Origin of the sequence: Paractinoplanes ferrugineus (assembly GCF_016862195.1) — a bacterium.
Lineage (GTDB): Bacteria > Actinomycetota > Actinomycetes > Mycobacteriales > Micromonosporaceae > Actinoplanes > Actinoplanes ferrugineus.
In genome coordinates, this window is the sequence record NZ_BOMM01000002.1 from 40,245 (window position 1) to 57,792 (window position 17,548).

At 68.3% G+C, this 17,548-nt stretch carries 19 protein-coding genes; 11 read left to right on the forward strand and 8 right to left on the reverse strand.

Annotated elements, in window-relative coordinates; all coding sequences use genetic code 11:
• The first annotated feature begins 122 nt into the window (after positions 1-122).
• From Afe05nite_RS02540 to Afe05nite_RS02580, 6 genes are all read left to right on the forward strand, one after another.
• Positions 123-551, forward strand: a complete 429-nt coding sequence (locus Afe05nite_RS02540; RefSeq protein WP_203815299.1) for a YbaB/EbfC family nucleoid-associated protein — start codon at positions 123-125, stop codon at positions 549-551.
• A complete protein-coding gene (locus Afe05nite_RS02545; protein WP_203815300.1) occupies positions 541-873 on the forward strand; it encodes a hypothetical protein in 333 nt (110 codons plus the stop codon). The genes Afe05nite_RS02540 and Afe05nite_RS02545 overlap by 11 nt, the downstream gene beginning before the upstream one ends.
• Positions 870-6,446, forward strand: coding sequence for a toxin glutamine deamidase domain-containing protein (locus Afe05nite_RS44450; protein WP_275407436.1), 5,577 nt, complete (start codon positions 870-872; stop codon positions 6,444-6,446). The genes Afe05nite_RS02545 and Afe05nite_RS44450 overlap by 4 nt, the downstream gene beginning before the upstream one ends.
• Positions 6,443-6,904, forward strand: a complete 462-nt coding sequence (locus Afe05nite_RS02570; protein WP_203815305.1) for a hypothetical protein — start codon at positions 6,443-6,445, stop codon at positions 6,902-6,904. The genes Afe05nite_RS44450 and Afe05nite_RS02570 overlap by 4 nt, the downstream gene beginning before the upstream one ends.
• A gap of 131 nt (positions 6,905-7,035) precedes the next feature.
• On the forward strand, positions 7,036-7,653 hold the full coding sequence (locus Afe05nite_RS02575) for a hypothetical protein (protein ID WP_203815306.1): 618 nt from the start codon (positions 7,036-7,038) through the stop codon (positions 7,651-7,653).
• A gap of 80 nt (positions 7,654-7,733) precedes the next feature.
• Positions 7,734-8,468 (forward strand): hypothetical protein, encoded by a 735-nt coding sequence (locus Afe05nite_RS02580; protein WP_203815307.1) that lies wholly within the window; start codon positions 7,734-7,736, stop codon positions 8,466-8,468.
• On the opposite strand, the gene Afe05nite_RS02585 is transcribed toward Afe05nite_RS02580, so the two are convergent.
• A complete protein-coding gene (locus Afe05nite_RS02585) occupies positions 8,384-8,878 on the reverse strand; it encodes a GNAT family N-acetyltransferase (protein WP_203815308.1) in 495 nt (164 codons plus the stop codon). The genes Afe05nite_RS02580 and Afe05nite_RS02585 overlap by 85 nt on opposite strands.
• A 69-nt stretch (positions 8,879-8,947) precedes the next feature.
• On the opposite strand from Afe05nite_RS02585, the gene Afe05nite_RS02590 reads away from it, so the two are divergent.
• Positions 8,948-9,538 carry a TetR/AcrR family transcriptional regulator gene (locus Afe05nite_RS02590; RefSeq protein WP_239117497.1) on the forward strand — a complete coding sequence of 197 codons (591 nt, stop codon included), beginning with the start codon at positions 8,948-8,950 and terminating at the stop codon, positions 9,536-9,538.
• Here Afe05nite_RS02590 and Afe05nite_RS02595 read toward each other — a convergent pair.
• The 3 genes from Afe05nite_RS02595 to Afe05nite_RS02605 are packed head-to-tail and all read right to left on the reverse strand — an operon-like array spanning position 9,527 to position 10,838.
• Positions 9,527-10,006, reverse strand: a complete 480-nt coding sequence (locus tag Afe05nite_RS02595; protein WP_203815309.1) for an SRPBCC family protein — start codon at positions 10,004-10,006, stop codon at positions 9,527-9,529. The two genes, Afe05nite_RS02590 and Afe05nite_RS02595, sit on opposite strands and share 12 nt — an antisense overlap.
• The gene (locus Afe05nite_RS02600) at positions 9,951-10,340 is read right to left on the reverse strand and encodes an ArsR/SmtB family transcription factor (protein ID WP_203815310.1); all 390 of its coding nucleotides are present in this window, start codon (positions 10,338-10,340) and stop codon (positions 9,951-9,953) included. Before Afe05nite_RS02600 ends, Afe05nite_RS02595 begins: the two co-directional genes overlap by 56 nt.
• Positions 10,341-10,370: 30 nt before the next feature.
• Positions 10,371-10,838 carry a MarR family winged helix-turn-helix transcriptional regulator gene (locus Afe05nite_RS02605; protein ID WP_203815311.1) on the reverse strand — a complete coding sequence of 156 codons (468 nt, stop codon included), beginning with the start codon at positions 10,836-10,838 and terminating at the stop codon, positions 10,371-10,373.
• A gap of 155 nt (positions 10,839-10,993) precedes the next feature.
• Here Afe05nite_RS02605 and Afe05nite_RS02610 point away from each other — a divergent pair, with 155 nt between their 5' ends.
• The 3 genes from Afe05nite_RS02610 to Afe05nite_RS02620 are packed head-to-tail and all read left to right on the forward strand — an operon-like array spanning position 10,994 to position 13,559.
• The gene (locus Afe05nite_RS02610) at positions 10,994-11,953 is read left to right on the forward strand and encodes a G5 domain-containing protein (protein WP_203815312.1); all 960 of its coding nucleotides are present in this window, start codon (positions 10,994-10,996) and stop codon (positions 11,951-11,953) included.
• Positions 11,954-12,000: 47 nt separating this feature from the next.
• On the forward strand, positions 12,001-12,834 hold the full coding sequence (locus Afe05nite_RS02615) for a nucleotidyltransferase domain-containing protein (RefSeq protein WP_203815313.1): 834 nt from the start codon (positions 12,001-12,003) through the stop codon (positions 12,832-12,834).
• The gene (locus Afe05nite_RS02620) at positions 12,831-13,559 is read left to right on the forward strand and encodes a Type 1 glutamine amidotransferase-like domain-containing protein (protein ID WP_203815314.1); all 729 of its coding nucleotides are present in this window, start codon (positions 12,831-12,833) and stop codon (positions 13,557-13,559) included. Before Afe05nite_RS02615 ends, Afe05nite_RS02620 begins: the two co-directional genes overlap by 4 nt.
• On the opposite strand, the gene Afe05nite_RS02625 is transcribed toward Afe05nite_RS02620, so the two are convergent.
• Together Afe05nite_RS02625 and Afe05nite_RS02630 are read right to left on the reverse strand one after the other, a co-directional pair.
• On the reverse strand, positions 13,547-13,909 hold the full coding sequence (locus Afe05nite_RS02625) for a PH domain-containing protein (RefSeq protein WP_203815315.1): 363 nt from the start codon (positions 13,907-13,909) through the stop codon (positions 13,547-13,549). The genes Afe05nite_RS02620 and Afe05nite_RS02625 overlap by 13 nt on opposite strands.
• A 14-nt stretch (positions 13,910-13,923) precedes the next feature.
• A complete protein-coding gene (locus tag Afe05nite_RS02630) occupies positions 13,924-14,235 on the reverse strand; it encodes a pterin dehydratase (RefSeq protein WP_203815316.1) in 312 nt (103 codons plus the stop codon).
• 182 nt (positions 14,236-14,417) lie between these two features.
• Here Afe05nite_RS02630 and Afe05nite_RS02635 point away from each other — a divergent pair, with 182 nt between their 5' ends.
• Positions 14,418-14,852 (forward strand): (deoxy)nucleoside triphosphate pyrophosphohydrolase, encoded by a 435-nt coding sequence (locus Afe05nite_RS02635; protein ID WP_203815317.1) that lies wholly within the window; start codon positions 14,418-14,420, stop codon positions 14,850-14,852.
• On the opposite strand, the gene Afe05nite_RS02640 is transcribed toward Afe05nite_RS02635, so the two are convergent.
• Together Afe05nite_RS02640 and Afe05nite_RS02645 are read right to left on the reverse strand one after the other, a co-directional pair.
• Positions 14,829-16,373, reverse strand: a complete 1,545-nt coding sequence (locus Afe05nite_RS02640; RefSeq protein WP_203815318.1) for a long-chain-fatty-acid--CoA ligase — start codon at positions 16,371-16,373, stop codon at positions 14,829-14,831. The two genes, Afe05nite_RS02635 and Afe05nite_RS02640, sit on opposite strands and share 24 nt — an antisense overlap.
• Entirely contained in the window at positions 16,370-17,542 is a 1,173-nt protein-coding gene (locus Afe05nite_RS02645) for an acyl-CoA dehydrogenase family protein (protein ID WP_203815319.1), read from the reverse strand. The genes Afe05nite_RS02640 and Afe05nite_RS02645 overlap by 4 nt, the downstream gene beginning before the upstream one ends.
• Between the last annotated feature and the right edge of the window lie 6 nt (positions 17,543-17,548).

The following is a 17,548-nucleotide window of genomic DNA, read 5'->3' on the forward strand; positions in this document are numbered from 1 at the left end:
CCCCCTTCGGTCCCTCGGAGCGAGCTTAGAACTATTCGACAACGTCAATTGGCGGGCAGCCCCGGGAGGGCGCCGGCTGGTAGTTTTTTCTGGCAAATCGCGAGTTTTCGGGGGGAGACGCCGTGACCAGACAGGCCGACCGCGACGCGAACCGTGCGCTGCGCGCCCGTTTCGACGATGTGGTGTCACAGTACGAACGCCTGCGCTCCGGGCTGGACGAGATGCAGGAGCGTCTGTCCAGAATGGCCGTGACGGCCGAATCGCCGGATGGGCTGGTCCGCGCCACCGTCGGGCCACGGGGCCAGCTGATCAACCTCGAGCTGGACCCCGACATCTACCGCCGGGCCGACGCCGACGAACTGTCCCGCAAGATCCTGCGGACCGTCGAACAGGCCGTCGCCAAGACCACCGACCAGGTGCAGGAGATGGTCGGCGAATATCTGCCGGCCGACTCGGGCGCGGCCCGGTTCATGCGCGACGGCAACTTCGGCACGCTGCTGTCCCGCCAGGATCGCGTGATGACCGAGGCAGGCGACGACGATGGGCGGTGAGCAGCTCTCCCTCGACCCGCAGCGCGCCGCCGCCGGGGGACGCGACCTCTCCTCGGCCGGCAAGAGCATGGTCAGCCTCGACAACAGCACCGTCGCCGCGATCGCCGTCGCCAGCCAGGGACAGCCGTGGGGCAGGGACGACATCGGGGCGGCGTTCCACAGCAACTACGCCCCGCTGCTCCAGCAGTTCACCGAGGCGTTCGGCCAGGTCGCGGTCTACGTCGAGTCGCTCGGTGACGCCGCGATCGCCTCCGTCGAGGACAACCTGGGCGCCGACCAGCGCTCCGGCGAGAACGTCAGCAAGTCCTACCGGACGTCATGACCGTCCTGCCGAGTCCGATCCCGCATCCACTCGACTTCTGCCCGTGGGATCTACCGGGCTGGGCCTACGAAGCGCTCGAATGGGTGGTCGGCTTCGACTGGCCGGAAGGCAACGAGAAGATCACCTGGGATGTCGCCGACCAGTGGTACGACCTGGCCACCGCCATGGTCACGCCGAGGGACGACGCCGCCCAGGCGGCCCAGATCATCATTGACGCGTACGGTGGTGCCGGCACCACCGTCGAGGCGTTCATCGCGGCCTGGCACAGGGTCGCCGACGGTTCCGACGCCCCGCTCAACGCCCTCGTCGAGTTCGCCACCGAGATGGGCAAGATGGTCGAGGAGTGCGGCGCCGACATCGAGAGCGCCAAACTCGAAGCCTGGATCGAACTCGGCATCTTCGTCATCGAGCTGATCGGCATGGCGGTAACCGTCGCCCTCACTCTCGGCGCCGCCTCACCCGCCGCCGGCGGGCTGATCGCCGCGACCCGCATGGCGATCCAGCAGATCTTCAAGAAACTGGTCGCGCAGCTCGCCAAGAAGGCCCTCAAACAGGGCCTCAAAGACATGGGCAAGCGCGTCGCGAAGGATGTGCTCACCAAGAAGGGGCTCAAGAAGCTCGGCAAGCACGCCCTCAAGGAGGGCCGCGAAGAAGCCCGCGAGGAACTGCTCACCAACGCCGGCATCACGGCCTACCAAACCGCGACCGGCCGCAACAAACTCGACCTGGGCGACCTGGCCGACCTGGGCATCGCCACCGGCGCGGGCGCGGCCGGCGGTTTCGCCGCCCGCGGCGGCAACATCGGCGCCGGCAAACGCAGCGGCATCTTCCGCGGCGCCGCCTCCGAACTCCTCGGCGACCTTGGCGGCAACGCCGCCACCGGCAACCTGTCCGACTTCGACAGCCTCGCCAAATCGGCCACCTCCGGCGCCACCGGCTCCGCGATCGGCAACGCCCACCACGACGTCAAGGGCCTGAACGCCACCCTCGTCGGCGCCGGCGACCTCACCCTGAGCGACTTACCGCCGGCCGCGTCCCCCGGATCAACCCCTTCCGGTACGCCGTTGACGTCCGCAGTCGCCGACGTGCCCACCAGCAACTCCCCAGCGCCCTCGTCCCACGCTGCCTCCTCAGGCTCCCCAGGCTCCCCAGGCTTTTCGGACGCCGCTTCCCCAGGCTCCTCGCACGCGACTTCCCCAGGCCCTTCGCATGCCGCTTCCTCGGGCCTCTCGGACGCGGCTTCCCCGGGCCCCCTGCACGCCACGTTCCCGGATTCCTCTTCGCATGCCGCGTCCCCGGGCGCTTCGGTCTTGTCACATGGCGCGGCCTCCGGTTCCTCGCTTTCTTCCGATTCGTCGGTTTCCATCACGGGCGCCGCGCCCTCGGGGACCGTTCACACCTCGTCATCGGCCCATGGCGAGGCCACGCTCGCCGCAGCCGCGCCCACGGTCGACGCCCCCGCGCACACCAGCCTCTCAGCCTCCTCGCCGCTATCCGCTTCGGCCGGCGGTTCCGGGGGCAACAACGCGCCGGCGGTGAACTTCGCGCCGAACACGAGCAACTCCGCAGCCCCTTCGATCACCACTGCTGGCCCGACCTCCGCGCCAAGCGTGAATACCAGCTTTTCGGGCTCCGGCGTCAGCAGCCCCACCATTGCGAGCGCCGGCGTCTCCAGCCCGAACGTGTCGAGCGCAGGATTGGCCGGCCCGAGCACATCGGGTCCGAGTGTCACGAGCTCAAGCGTCGCGAGTTCCGGCATTTCCGGCTCGAGCATTGCGGGTCCTGGCGGCCCAGGCCCGACCGTCACGAGCGCCGGTGTTTCGAGCCCGAGCGTCACGAGCCCGAGCGTCACGAGCCCGAGCGTCACGAGCCCGAGCGTCACGAGCCCGAGCGTGGCCGGACCGACTGTCACGACCTCGAGCGTGGCCAGCCCGAGCATCACGAGTCCGGGTGTCACGAGCCCGAGCCCAACTTCGAGCGGCCCGACTTCGAATAGCCCGCACATTGAGACCCGCTTCGCTTCGACCACGACCAGTCCTGCGACCGCTACTCCTACGACCGGCGGTCCTACGACGACGGGGCCTACGAGCACTGGTCCCGCGAGCACTGGTCCCGCGAGCGCCGGCCCGGCGGCCACGCGCCCGGCGGCCGGAAGTCCGACGACCTCGCCCTCGGGGACGGCGCCGGGTGGTACGGACGTAGGGCGACCGAATGGCGCGGCGCCGACCAGGCCTTCGCCGCCGGCTCCCGCGCAGTCTGGGCGGCCCGATGCGGGGACGCCGCCGCCGGCCCCCGGGGACTCGCGGCCGGCCCCCGGGGACTCGCGGCCGGGACCAGGGGACTCGCGGCCAGAGCAAGGGGACCGGGGACGGGCGGACGACGCGTTCGTGGCGGCGGGGCCTGCGCATTCGCGGCCGCACCTGACGGCGCGGACGGCTGCGGAGGCTCGGGCTGAGAGCAGGTATTTCGACGGGTACGACCGGCGGAAGCGGGACGTTCTCAACGACGTCTACTACCGGGAGATCGGCCCGATCGACCGGGAGATCGTGCGTTATCAGCAGGAGCAGGAGAGGTCGCGGCGGGCCGCCCGGCGGTCGAAGCTGCTGCTCAACTTCCGGGGCGCCGACCACCACCGTCGGATGGAGGCGCTGTACAAGCGGAAGGAAGCCGAGGCGAACCTCCGGCTCGATCAGAAGCTGGTCGACATACGGATGCTGGACCTTCGGCAGTCCCCGGACTGGGGCAAGGCCAACGGCGACGACGGCTACCTGTCGGATCGGCCGCTATGGAGCAACGACCAGTCCGCGTTGTCCGGCAGCGGCAACCCGCCGAATGCCCGTACGCTGCGGAAATATAACCGGCCCGGTGGGCTTCGGGTGCCGCTCGAGCTGCACCAGACCGACCTTGAGCGGATGGTGCCGCGCGATCAGAACGGGGTGCCGCTGCGCACGCCGGACCCCCGCGGGCCGTACGTTCAGCTCCTCAACGACGGTGGGCCGAGCGCGGATCCGACCCGTGGGGTGAACTGTCTCGACTGTTCGTTGTCGTTCTTCGAGACGTACGTCCATGGGCGCCCGACTGTGTCCGCGCCTCGTACCGTCGACACCTATTCGAACGGCGGGTACGACCGGCACATCGGTGAGGCGGACGGACACTTCCGGGCCGAGGACGCGACCGGCAGTTCTTTCACGCAGGTCACGCCGAACGTGTCGCACAAGGCACCGGCCGATGCCAAGGTCGACATCGACAACGCGTTCGCCTCGGTGGCCCGAACCCTGTTGCAGGGCGGCCACGGTTCGATGGCCATCATCATCAACGAGTGGGAGGGCCCGAACGGCCACGGCGGCTGGCATGCCTGGAACGCCGTCAACCACAACGGGACGCTGTACTTCGTCGATCCGCAGACCGGCGACGTCCAGGACGCGACCAACTTCGCCGGCGGGCCGGGGCACCGCACGCTCTACGGACATACCGGCACCACGAACGGGTCCAACGTCGTCACGGTGAACGCGCTCATGGTCGACGGCCAGGGCCACCCGATGTCGGTGCCGAACACGCCGCCGGCGCCCTACCACAGCAGGCAGCCGGTGCCGCCGCCTCCGCCGCTGGCCTACCGGCAACAGCAGGCCCAGCTCCAGCAGGCCCAGCTCCAGCAGGCCCAGCTCCAGCAGGTCAACCAGCCGCCCCCACCCCCGGTGAACACTCAGCCGCAGCCGCAGCCGCAGCCGCAGCCGCAGCCGCAGCCGCAGCCGCAGCCGCAGCCGCAGCCGCAGCCGCCACAGACACGAAAGCCGCCGCCGACTCGGGCGACGCCCACGATCGAGACGGCGCCGAGGACTGATGCGACGCCGGTGGTGGAGAACCGGGACGGGTCGGCTGTGGATGACGGCTCCGCCCGTACCCAGCAAATGCGAAATGGGCCGCGAGTTTCCGATCCGCTGTCGGCACTCGAACCGCATTCGGCAAAGACCGACCGTGACCCGCTGTCGGTGCTTGAGCCGACGCGGATGACGACGGCGCTTGCGCCGGATGTTGATGCGCGTGAGGTCGCTGATCGGCGTGGCCGGGAGAACTACGACTACGCGAACCACAAGACGCGGCATGACTATGCCGACGCGCACCGGCAGGACGTCGGGCGCGATCTGCGGGATCAGGCGCGCGCTCAGGAGTACCGGGCCGACCAACTGACCGACGCCATCCGCGCGGCCGATCGGCGGGGGGACCTTGCGGCCGTCGATCGGCATCGGGCCGAACGGGACCAGGCGATGGAGGACGCGTACGACCTCCGAGCCCACGCCCGTGACGTGGAAAACGGCGGTGACCTCGGCGACGTCGAATTGACCGGCAACGATTGGGGACGGCTGAACGAGGTCGACGGCGGCAACGACCTGGCGCCCGGCCCGGTGGAGACGAGCGACCGCTCGGCATTGACCGGCAGTGATGGCCCGCATCCGATCGACATGTCGCGCCGCTACAACCAGCGCGGCGGATTGCGGCTGCCCCTGGCGATTCACCAGACCGACCTGGAACGTGCCATGCCACGCGACCGCGACGGCAACCCGGTGCGGCACGCCGACCCGCGGGACGGAAACTGGTTCGGCCTGCAGAACGACGGCGGCCCGGAAGCCGATCCGACCCGGTCCAACAATTGCGGCGACACGGTCTTGTCGTTCTATGACACGTGGATGCACGGCCGCCCTCGAGTGTCCGCGCCACGTACGTTCGACGGCTACCGCAACGGCAACCCGAACCGCCCCACGGGCGCCGAGCGAGGCGTGACCGCCCGCATCGAAAGCACCACCGGCGGCCGTTTCGAAGGCTTGACAAACGTCAGCCCGACGACCGACCCGCAGACCGCCCGTGACCAGATCCGACTGGCCCAGAGTCGGCTGCGCGATCACCTGCTCGGCCTGGGCCACGGTTCGATGGCCTTCATAACGACGCAGGACCAAGCCGGCCGTACGCACGAGGTGGCGGCCGTCAACCAGAACGGCACGATTCTCTATCTCGATCCGCAGAACCGTTCCCTGAACGATCGCCATCCCATCCCCACCCATTCCGGCAACGGCTTCCCGTCGGACGTGGTCCGGATGGACGCGCTGACGGTGGACGGACAGGCCCGCCCGCGCCCGATGCACACGGGAGACGGCCCGTTCATCGCCGCCGACCCGGCCGGATCATCGAATGAGCCGAAAGTGGTGAACATTCCCTTCGGCAGTCGGCAAGAGGCGCTGGACGCCGCATATGAACGCGCCGGAATTCCGCTCGGAACCACCCCCGATGCCAAGTGGGAGGTGGGCAGCGATGTTCTGCGCCGAGGGTTCCCGAACTATCTTTTTTCAAGGGACGAGGGCGCACACGGAACCTATCTGCAGTTCGAGACCGAAGACGGTTCGAGGGTGATCGCCGAGCATCTCAACGATCCGAACCGTGGACCTCATTTCCACGCTGGTGAGCCCAAGATCGACCGGACGCGCATGGCTGTCAACTTTGGATGGGACGCTACCTCGGAGCCCGAGCGATATGCTCAAATGGGTGGTAAGCACCATCTGGACTATCCGAGGGAAAAATGATGGATCAGCCCGGGAACACAGAAGAGACGCTCTCGCGAGCGGGTCTGACGCTGCTGAAAGAGTCGTCGTTCCCGACTGTTTCGCCCATGACCGCCTGGAAATTGGTTATCGGCGCCGGGGTCAAGCCGGATTCGGTAGTGCTGGACGATTCTCCTGGACATCTGGACAAGGTCGATGAGGAGTGGCTGGAGATCGCCACGAGGGCGCAGGTGCTCGTCGCCGGCGTTCCTTTTTGGATTCATGTCGCTGGGCCCGGCGCGCGGCGGCAGGGCTGGCGGAAAGTGATGATCACCGGTCCTGTCCAGTTGGCCGAGAACCTAGGGACCTATGCCGGCGAACCGGAATTTGTCGCGATGGACCTCGGTGAACGCGTGGTGTGTGGCGTCACCTCCGAGGAGGACGAGACCTGGATCGTTTCGGCGCGCCTGGATGGGTCCCCACTCACCGACCGGAAATAGTCGATACGAACGCCGAATGAACTTCTGCCGATCGTCGTGGAGTTCTCGCTTCCGGGTATCGATTTTTCGGTCATGCGAGAATCGAGTGTGTTGATGATGTATCCGTGGATGGAACTTCCGGTGGGTCGAGCATGAGCAGCAAGCTGTCCCTGGGCTGGGACCCGAAGTCTTCGGTCGAGGCGACGGCCGAGGAGGTCAGCGCGGCCGACAGGTATTCGCGCAGGCTGTTCGACGTATCCGGCGCGCTTACCCGGGTTGAGCTCTACAGGCGTGGCGAACTGGTCGAGGTCGACTACTACGCCGAGGAGCTTGGCTCGATCCTGGAGACTCACCCACGTGACTACCCGGGGATCGACTTCGCGATAGCCGGCAGCGAGCCCGCACCGGCGGGTTTCCACTGGGAACTCACCGCTCGATATGCCGTCGACGGCGTGGCGCAGCGATTCGTTGCCGAGCTCGTCGATCGTGCCGAGAAGCTGATCATGGGCTTGGAGTACGCCGCGAGCGGCGAGCTGATCGCCACGACGAAGTTCTGGTACGAGGCGTCCGGCGAGGCGGGCCTCATGTTCGAGTACGCATCGGACGGTCAGAATGTCGGTGTCCTGGACCTGGGGGACGGAGACACCCCGCGTTTCGCGGATGTGCTGAGAGCACTCCCCGATCCGGAGTTCTATACGGACGGTCGTATGTTCCCGACGCAGCTGACGGGTGTGTCATCTCGCTCGGTGTTCGACCGGTTCAGGCATTGAGCGAGCCGGGCCGCGACGAGGCGCTCTCGCGAGCGGGTCTTACGCTCCTGGACGAATCGTCGTCCCCAACTGTGTCGCCCATGACCGCCTGGAAATTGCTTATCGGCGCCGGGGTCACGCCGGATTCGGTAGTGCCGGACGATTCTCCTGCACTTCTGAACAAAGTCGACGAGGAGTGGCTGGAGATCGCCACGAGAGCGCGGGTAATCGTCGCTGATCGTCCTTTTTGGATTCATTTCGCTGGACCTGGCGCGCGGCGGCAGGGCTGGCGGAAAGTGATGATCACCGGTCCGGTCCAGTTGGCCGAGCATCTGGGGACCTACGCCGGCGAACCGGAGTTCGTCGCGATGGACCTCGGTGAACGCGTGGTGTGTGGCGTCACCTCCGAGGAGGACGAGACTTGGATCGTTTCAGCGCGCCTGGATGAGCCGCCGCTCACCGTTGCCGAAGACGTCGACTTGTCGGAGTTGGACTGCAAGGTCTTCGTCCACGGGGCGCCTGGGCGCGCGGAATTGAGCGCGTGGATAGCGGGTGCGGTCGACGCGGAGGGGCTTGAGTTTTTCGTGGACGACAACGAGGAAGCCGGTGCCGGGTCCGGCTTTTTGTTCTTCGATCACGTGTGTGAGTTCTACTTCGCGCCGCGGGTCAGCCTGGACGATCGGATCCGAACTGTCTCGGCCATTCTCGCCGACCTTTGGCGGCGTAGCTTGTCGGCCGTAGCGGCGTGCGACTACGAGGAGCGCCTGCTCGGCAATGAGGAGCGGCTGCTCGGCAAGGAGCGCTCGAAGCAGACCGAGAGCTCGGATCCGATGTAGGCGCCGTACAGCGGGATCTCCTGGTAGCCCTCGCGCCGGTAGAAGCGGATGGCGTCCGGCTGGGCGGGCCCCGTCTCCAGGCGCAACGTTGTCCACCCACGGGAGTAGGCCCGCTCCTCCAGCGCGCGCAGTACGGCGGTCGCCACGCCGGAGCCGCGGCTGGCCGGCGCCACGTACATGCGTTTGAGCTCGGCGCTTGTCGGGTCGAGGCGGCGTAGGGCGCCGCACGCGATGGCCTCGCCGGTGGGGTCCAGTGCCACCAGGAAGACGTCGATGTCGGCGGCGGAGGGGGCGGCGCCGGGTTCGTGCTCGTCGGTGCCGTACCGCTCGTCGAGTTCTGTGCGCTGGGCTGCGCGCAGGGCGGCGCCCGCCGGGTCGGTCCAGGGTCGTTCCTCGATGGTCCAGTTCATGAAGTCTCCCGGTGCAGTCGTAACAGGCGTTACGGTAACATCCGTTACGAGACAGGGGAGGCGAGACGCGTGTCACGCACGGTTGATCAGGCCGCTCAGCAGGAAGCGCTGTCCCGGGCGGTGTGGGACGTGCTGGCTCAGCAGGGTTTGGAGCGGTTGACGGTGCGGGCCGTGGCCACCGCGGCCGGCTGCACGACCGGGTTGGTCATGCACCGGTTTCCCAACCGGCAGGCGTTGCTGCGGCACGCGCGCGAACTGCTGCACGAGACCAGTCGCCGCCGGGTGGAGGCGCTCGAGGCCGCCGCCGCGACGCCTCGGGGCGCGCTGCGGGCGGTGCTCCGGCAGGGGCTGGCCATCGATCCCGAGTCGATCAACGGCAGCGTCGTGTGGATCGGGTTCCTGGCCGCCGCGTTCGCCGATGACGAGCTGATCGAGATTCATCGCCGGAACAACAGGCTGTGGCGGGAGCGATTGGAGCGCCTGGTCGCGGCGGCGGCGCCGGAGTGGGCGGCGCGGCGGCGGGCCACGGTGGCGGTGGCGCTGGGCGCGATGGTCGAGGGGGCGGCGGCCTTCGCCGCCGCCGACCCCGATGCCTATCCGGCGGCTGTCCAGGAGGAGATGCTCACGGAAACCCTCCGGGTGTACGGCCTAGGCGAGTGACTGGGCGACCTTCTCCAAGGCGATGTACGACTCCTGCATGCCGCCTTCCATGCCGGACTCGATGATCGCGTCCCGACCGGCCCGGTCCTTCATCTCGGTGAGGACTTCCAGATAGGTCCGGCCGTCCTTCTCGGTGAGCGTCACCGTCACCAGGGCGGCGTTGCTGTCGGGGTTGGGGATGCCCTCGAACGCCTCGGTGTTGACCAGACGCTCGGGGGCGGTGATCTCGCGGTATTCGCCGTGGAAGGCCACCTCGAAGCCGGGGTTCGCGGTCATCACGTAGCGCCATCGACCGCCGACCCGCAGGTCGACCTCGGCGGTGGTGACGGTGCCGCGCTCGCCGGCCCACCAGCGTTTGATGAGCTCGGGCTCGGTGTAGGCGCGCCAGATCAGGTCACGGGGCGCGTCGAACTCACGGGTGATCAGGATCTGGGTGTCGGACGGAAGGGTGACTTTCGCTGAGGCCATCGGATTCCTCCTGTTTGAGCTCCGTCAGAACGGTGTCGAGCAGGTCGAAGCGGGCGGTCCAGTTCTGCTCGTACTTGCGCAGCCAGTCGTGGATCGAGCGCAGCGGCGCGGCGTTGAGCCGGTAGAGCCGCTGTCGGCCCTGGTCGCGGACGCGGACCAGGTCGACCTCGCGCAACACGCGCAGATGTTTGGAGACCTGGGGCTGGGCCAGGCCGAGCATCTCGACCAGGTCGTTTACCGGTCGCTCGCCCTGGGCCAGCAGGTCGAGGATCTGCCGTCGCCGGGGTTCGGCGACCGCGTTGAACGCATCCGTCGTGGTTGCCGCACGTGCCATGGAGAAATCGTATACCCATAACGGAATACGTCAAGAGTCGGCGGCGATGGCATTCAGGGCGTTGGCGAGCTTGTGGAGGTCCAGTTCCGACAGGTGGTCGAAGATGTGCCGGCGGACGCTGGCGAGGTGGGTCGGCCACGCCTCGCGGAGCCGAGCCAGGCCCTGATCGGTGAGCTCGGCGTTCCAGCCGCGGGCGTCCGAGTCGCATTTGGTGCGCTTGAGGTAGCCCTGTCGCTCCAGCTTCGCGGCCAGGCGAGTCATGCCGCTCAGGGACATGTCGCAGGCCTGGGCGAGCTCGCTCATGCGCATGCGGCCGCATCTCGACTCGGAGAGGTGGCGCAGCACGCTGTACTCGCTGGCGGTCATGCGCTGTTCGCGCTCGAGGTCATTGTTGAGGGCCCGTGGCAGGACGAGCATCAGGCGGCCCAGGGCACGCATGACCGCCTCCTCCTCCGTGGAAAGCGAGGTGAGCCCGTCCGGGGGTGTGGTGGCGGACATGGCATCGATCGTACGAGCGCGGGGCGAATGCTTGCGCTCCGAGCTTCGCAATGCACAATGCTGTGGTGCAAAACCAGACAACTAGTGACTCTTGGCAGCAACTGCTTGAAATGCCACGAAAGTCTTGGTGGGCCAGGTTGCCGTTCTGGGTACGGATGACAACCCTCGCCAGTGCGCTGCTGCTTGTCGTCGGTGGTGGTGTCATCGGCATCGCCACCCTTGTGCTGGGCGACGACAAGACCGAGGCGGATACCGACGCGGGGCGGGCAGCGGCCGGCCCGGCACTGGTCCCGCCGGCCGATGAATCGCCGGTCGAGCCACCGGTCTTCCGTGGGGACCCGCTCCCGCCGGTGGTGCGCGACGTCAGTCCGGCCGACCGCACTCTGCCCCGGTCCTCGGCCGACTTCCGGCGGCCGGGGACGGCAGCCGCCCAGGGCCGGGCCCAAGCGCAGACCCGGGCCCAGAGCCAGGCCCGGACCCGGGCCCAGGGCCGGACCCAGCCTCGGACCCGGACCCGGACCCAGTCTCGGACCCGGACGCAGCCCCGGACCTGGACCCAGCCGCGGGCCCGGCCGCAGACTCAGCTCCGGACCCGGGTCCAGGCCCGCCCCCAGCTGCAGACCCGCCCCCAGGTGCGGACCCGGACCCGGATCCAGACCCGGCCGCAGACCCGAACGCAGACTCAGACCCGGCCGCAGGTCCGGCCGCATGCGCCGGCGGGCACGTCGACGACTGCCGCGCGCCCGGCCGCGCCGGTGACCATCACCCGGACCGAGGTGGAGACGCGGGCGATCCCGTTCGAGACGCAGGTGTTCCGCGACCCGACCCTGCCGCGTGGCACCCGGCGGGTCGAGCGGCCCGGCGTGCCCGGGATGGAGACGGTGCGCTATTCCGTGACTGTCACGCGCGGGCGGCCGGGCGCGCGGCGGCTGATCGACTCGACCGTCACCAAACAGCCACAGGACGAGATCGTGGCGTTGGGGTCGCGTTCGCGCCGGCACACGGAGTGCGGGCCGTGCGTTCCGCTCGGGCTGCCGGCCGCGTGTACGGACGAATCGGCCGCGACCGCCGACCCGGACGTCGTGCTCCTCGATCAACTCGAACTCTCCTGCTGACCGGGAATTCGGTGTCGGCACGGGTCCGCCCGGGGAACACTTGAGCCGTGTCGCTGAGCGATGAACGTCTGATCGAGTTGGCCCTGCGCGTCGCCGAGGTGCCCGGCGTGGTGGGCATCGTGCTGGGCGGCAGCCGGGCCCGCGGCGCCCACGCCGACGATTCCGACACCGACGTCGGTCTCTACTACCGACATCCGCTCGACGTGGACCGGCTCGACCGGCTGGCCAAGTCGATCGCCGGCCCGTCGGCGGTGGTCACCGCGCCGGGTGGCTGGGGCCCGTGGGTCGACGGCGGTGGCTGGCTGAAGATCGACGGTGCCGCCGTCGACTGGATCTACCGCGATCTCGATCGGGTGCTCGCGAGCTGGGCCGACGCCGAGCGCGGGAAGTACGCGTTCCACCAGCAGACCGGGCATCCGCTCGGGTTTCCCGACCACGCCTATGCGGGGGAGCTCGCCCTCAGCCGCATCCTGGTCGACCGGAGCGGCGAGCTGACCGCGCTGCGGGAGAAGCTGTCGGTCTTCCCGGCGAAGCTGTCCGAGTCGCTCGTCGCCGGGCTGTGGGAGGCCGATTTCCTCGTCGCGCTGGCCCGCAAGGCGGTGTCTCGGCGGGACAGCGCCTATGTGGCCGGCTGTCTCTTCCGGGCGGTCGGGGTGTGCGCGCACGCGCTGCACGGGGCGGCCGGGCGGTGGCTCATCAACGAGAAGGGCGCGGTGGCGGCCGCGGCCGGGTTGCCGGGCGCTCCGGAGCGGTTCCGGGAGCGGGTGGACGCGGCTTTCGGCGCGACCGACGGTGATCCGTTGCGGTTGTCGGAGGCGATCGACCTGGTGGCGGATCTCGTCCTGGAGACCGCCGATTCGTGCGCCATGATGATGCGGTGACGACGATCATTGCGGGAAGCGCCGGATTCGAGCACGGACCGCGCGGGCCCTACGACTTCCGCCCCGGCCGGATCCATCGGTTCGCAGCCGAGTTGTCCGGTTCGGCGGCACCCAAGATCTGTTTCCTCACCCAGGCCACGGGTGATCCGCAGACCCTGATCGGGGCGTGCTACTCGGCGTTCGCCGGGACCGAGTTCCGTCCGTCGCACCTGGCGCTGTTTCCGATGCCCAACATCTCCGACATCCGGGGGCACCTGCTGTCCCAGGACATCATCTGGGTGCACGGGGGGAGCGTCGCCAACCTCTGCGCGGTCTGGCGCGCGCACGGCCTCGACGAGATCCTGTACGAGGCCTGGCAGCAGGGTGTGATCCTGGGCGGCATCTCGGCCGGTTCGATCTGCTGGCACCAGGGCGGCAGCACCGACAGCTACGGCCCTGAGCTGCGCGGCTTCACCGACGGGCTGGGCTGGCTGCCCTACAGCAACGGGGTGCACTACGACGGCGAGGCGCAGCGGCGGCCCAAGATGCACGAGCTGGTCGCCGACGGCACACTCGGCGACGGCTATGCCACCGACGACGGCGCCGCCCTGGTCTATCGGGGAGCGGAGCTGGCCGAGGTGGTCGCGGATCGCGACGGGCCGAAGGGTTACGAGCTGAAGCGGGCAGCGGACGGCTCGGTGGTGGAGACGCCGCTGCCCATCAGAACGCTGACCTACGACGCGTAGTGCAGGATCACGTTGTGGACGTGCTGGGTCTTCTCGACCCCGCGAAACTCCACCTCGTGCTGGTGCGTGCCGACGGTGATGACGATGGTGCCGGAGGAGAAGAACTCGCCGGCCCAGCTCTTGTTGCTCACCACGCTGACGCTGCTCACCTTGCTGTACGGAATGCTGGTGATCGCGACGCGCTTACCGACGAACGACTTGTCCTGGATGATGACGCGCCGGTTGGTCAGCCCGATGAAGCCGGTACCGGCCCCGACCGCGTCGTAGACGGCGATGATCTGCTCGCCCTCGAGCAGGCCGCTCTGGATCTGCTGGAGCTGGCCCTTGTTGTCGTAGATGACGTCGCTCATGAGGCCGAGCGTAGCTATTGACTGCCCACCACGGTGCGGTAGAAATCTTCGATTCGCGCAGCCAAAGTGACCTCACCGTCGGTGATGGCCTCGCCGTCACGGTCGCCGAGACAGATCTGTGTGTGACCGTCGAAACGCCGGATACTCGGCCGGATGTGCAGTGTGTCCGCCGCCACCTTGATTCGTTCCGTCAATGCGGCATGCTGACTTTCGTCGCACGCCAGCTCGCGCTTGAGCTGTACGCCGTCGCGCTCCCACCCGCTCAGCAGAGCGAGTGCATCGGTCAGATAGTCGGACCGGTTTCCCCGTCGCCTTCTGGCCCGCATCGCCGCACCCCCTAGGCGTCGTTGCCGGCTTGTGGCCAAACTGTCGCCGTGTCGTCATGGTCGGTGCCCACAGTCTTGTCTTCCGGCGCAAACATGTCCACGCCCACATATCCGTGTTTGCGTGACGATCGGGACGGCTCGGGCAACCAGAACGGTTAACTTTTATGGGAAGCTCTGATCTCATGCCGGGGGAACAGCAGGTCAGCGCCGCGAAGTCACGCAAAGTAATCGTGGCGGCAGCCATCATTACCGAGGGTCGCGTCCTCGCATGCGAACGGTCCGCCCCGCCCGAGGTCGCCGGCCGCTGGGAGTTCCCCGGCGGCAAGGTCGAGCCGGGCGAGTCCGACGAACATGCGCTCGCTCGCGAGTGCGTCGAGGAACTGGACGTCCGCGTCGAGGTCGGTGACCGGATCGGTCCCGACGTGCCGCTCGCGCACGGCCGTGCCGTGCTGCGGGTGTTCGCCGTCACTCTGCTCGGCGGCGACCAGCCGCGGGCGCTCGAGCACACTGCCATACGCTGGCTGTCCGCGGACGAGCTGGACAGTGTGCCCTGGCTGCCCGCGGACAAGCCGATCGTGGCCGAGCTCCCGGAGCTACTCCGGCGAAGCCGGGGCTGAGTAGGTCTTGCGCAGCTCCCGCTTGAGCACCTTCATGCTCGGCCCGAGCGGCAGCGACTCGACGAACCGGATCTGGCGCGGGTACTTGTGCCGGCCCAGCTTCTCCTTCGACCACTCGATGAGGTCCTCGGCCGTGACGCCACCCGGATCAGGAACCACCACCGCGCAGATCTCCTCGCCGTGCACCGCGTCGGGCACCCCGATCACCGCGACCTGCACCACTGACGGGTGCCGGGCCAGGGCCTCCTCGACCTCGCGCGGGTAGACGTTGAAGCCGCCCCGGATCACCAGGTCCTTCTTGCGGTCGATGATCGTGATGAAGCCCGCCTCGTCCTTGGTGCCGAGGTCGCCGGAGCGGAACCAGCCGTCGACCACCGCTTGCTCGGTGGCCTCTTCGTTGTTGAGGTAGCCGGCGAAGACGTTGTGCCCCCGGATCACGATCTCGCCGAGCTCACCGGCGTCCATCAGCTCGATCCGGTCGTCGATCTCGGGCCGGGCGATCTCCACCTCGACCCCCCAGATCGGATGTCCGACCGTGCCCGGCCGGGTGCCGAAGGCGGGTTGGTTGGTGGTCGCGGTCGGCGAGGTCTCGGACAGCCCGTACCCCTCGAAGATCTTCGCTTGAAAGACCTGATCGAACTTCTCGAGCACGGCCACCGGCAGCGACGCCCCACCCGAGACGCACAACCGCAGCTCAGGCAGGCGATCGGCCTTGGGGGCGGCCTCCAGCAGACCGATGTACATGGTCGGTACGCCGTGGAAGATGGTCACGTTCTCCTTGACCATCAGGTCGATCGCGGCATCCCCGGCGAACCGGGCCATCAGCACCAGCGTCCCGCCGAGCCGGAAGGTGCCGTTCATGCCGACGGTCTGGCCGAACGTGTGGAACAGCGGCAGGCACCCCAGCACGACGTCGCCCGGTCGCAGGTCGTGGATGTCGAAGACGTTGACCATCGTGTTCATCACGAGGTTGAGGTGGGTGAGCAGCGCGCCCTTGGGCTTGCCGGTCGTCCCGCTGGTGTAGAAGACGACGGCGACGTCCTCGGCCTCGCGGCTCTCGTAGGTGCGCAGCGGCGGCACCGCCGCCGACGCGTCCTCCAGCCGTTCGATCCCCGGGACGGCCGGCCCGACCGACACCACCTTGGTCCCGGTCCGCCCGGCGGCCTCGGTGGCGTTGGCGAGCTGCGAGGAATGCGCGACAAGCAGCGAGGCGCCGCTGTCCTCGAGCACGTAGGCGTTCTCGGCCGGGGTGAGCAGCAGGTGCATCGGCACGATCGTGGCGCCGACCGAGAGCACCGCGTAGTAGACCCGCGGGAAGTCGGCGAGGTTGGGGATCTGGATGGCCACCGTGTCGCCGGCTCCGACTCCCAGGGCTCGCAGGCCGGCGGCGTACGCCAGGGTCTGGGACCACAGGTCGGCGTAGGTGATGCGCTCACCCGTCAGGCTGTCGATCACCGCCGGCTGCGCGGGGTATTTCCGGGCCGCCTCGGCCAGGACGGTGGCCAGCGACAACTGTGTCATGCGAGGTGTCCTCCGATCTTCGTGTAACCCCGGAGCAGGTCGCGGGAGATGATCAGCCGCTGCATCTCGTCGGTGCCCTCGTAGATCCGCATCAGGCGGACCTGCCTGTACCACCGTTCGATCGGGAGTTCGCGGGTGTAACCCATGCCGCCGTGAACCTGCATGACCCGGTCGACGACCCGGTTGACCATCCCGGCGCCGTAGAGCTTGGCCATTGATGAAGAGTGCCTCGGGTCTTCGCCCTGGTCAACGGTCCACGCGGCGCGCAGGATCAACCAGCGGGCGGCCTCGATCTCCACTTCGGAGTCGGCGATCATCCACTGGATGGCCTGATTCGTCCCGATCTTCTTGCCGAAGGTCTCGCGCGTGTTCGCATAGTCGATCGCCATGCCGAGGGCCCGCTCGGCGATGCCGAGGGCGTTGGAGGGGATCAGGTAGCGGCCCTTGCCGATCCATTTCATGCCCAGTTCGAAGCCCTGGCCGAGCTCGCCGAGGATGTTGCGGTGCGGCACCCGGACGTCGTCGAAGATCAGCGCGGCCGGCCCGCCCTCGCCCATCGTCTGGATGAACTCGGAGCGCCAGCCCATCGACTTGTCGACCAGGAACGCGGTGGCGCCGCCCTGGTTCGCCCGCCGAGCCGGGTCGGTCACCGCCACGACGATCGCGAAGTCGGCGTCGTTGCCGTTGGTGATGAACGTCTTCTCACCGTTCAGGACCCAGTCGTCTCCGTCCCGTACGGCCCGGAGCTTGATGTTGGCGGCGTCCGAGCCGGCGCCCGGTTCGGTGATCGCGAAGCAGGAGATCCGGTCGCCCTCGATGGTCGGCAGCAGGAACTCGCGCTTCTGCTCCTCGTTGGCGTAGAAGAGGATGTTGTCGGCCTCGCCGCCGAACTTGAACTGCACGAAGGTGCGGCCCAGCTCGGTCCAGATCAGTGACTGGAGGATCGCCGGCAGGTTCATCCCGCCGTACTCCTCCGGGGTGGCCAGGCCCCAGAAGCCGAACTTCTTCGCCTTCTGCTGGAGCTCGCGCAGTTCGCTGAGCTCGAGGCCGGGTTGGTGGCGGCGCTCGCGGAGCAGGGCTTCCTGCTCCAGCGGCATGACCTCTTTGGTGATGAACTGACGAGCGGTATCGCGAATCGCACGTTCCTCGTCGGTGAGCGAGAAGTCCATGGGCTT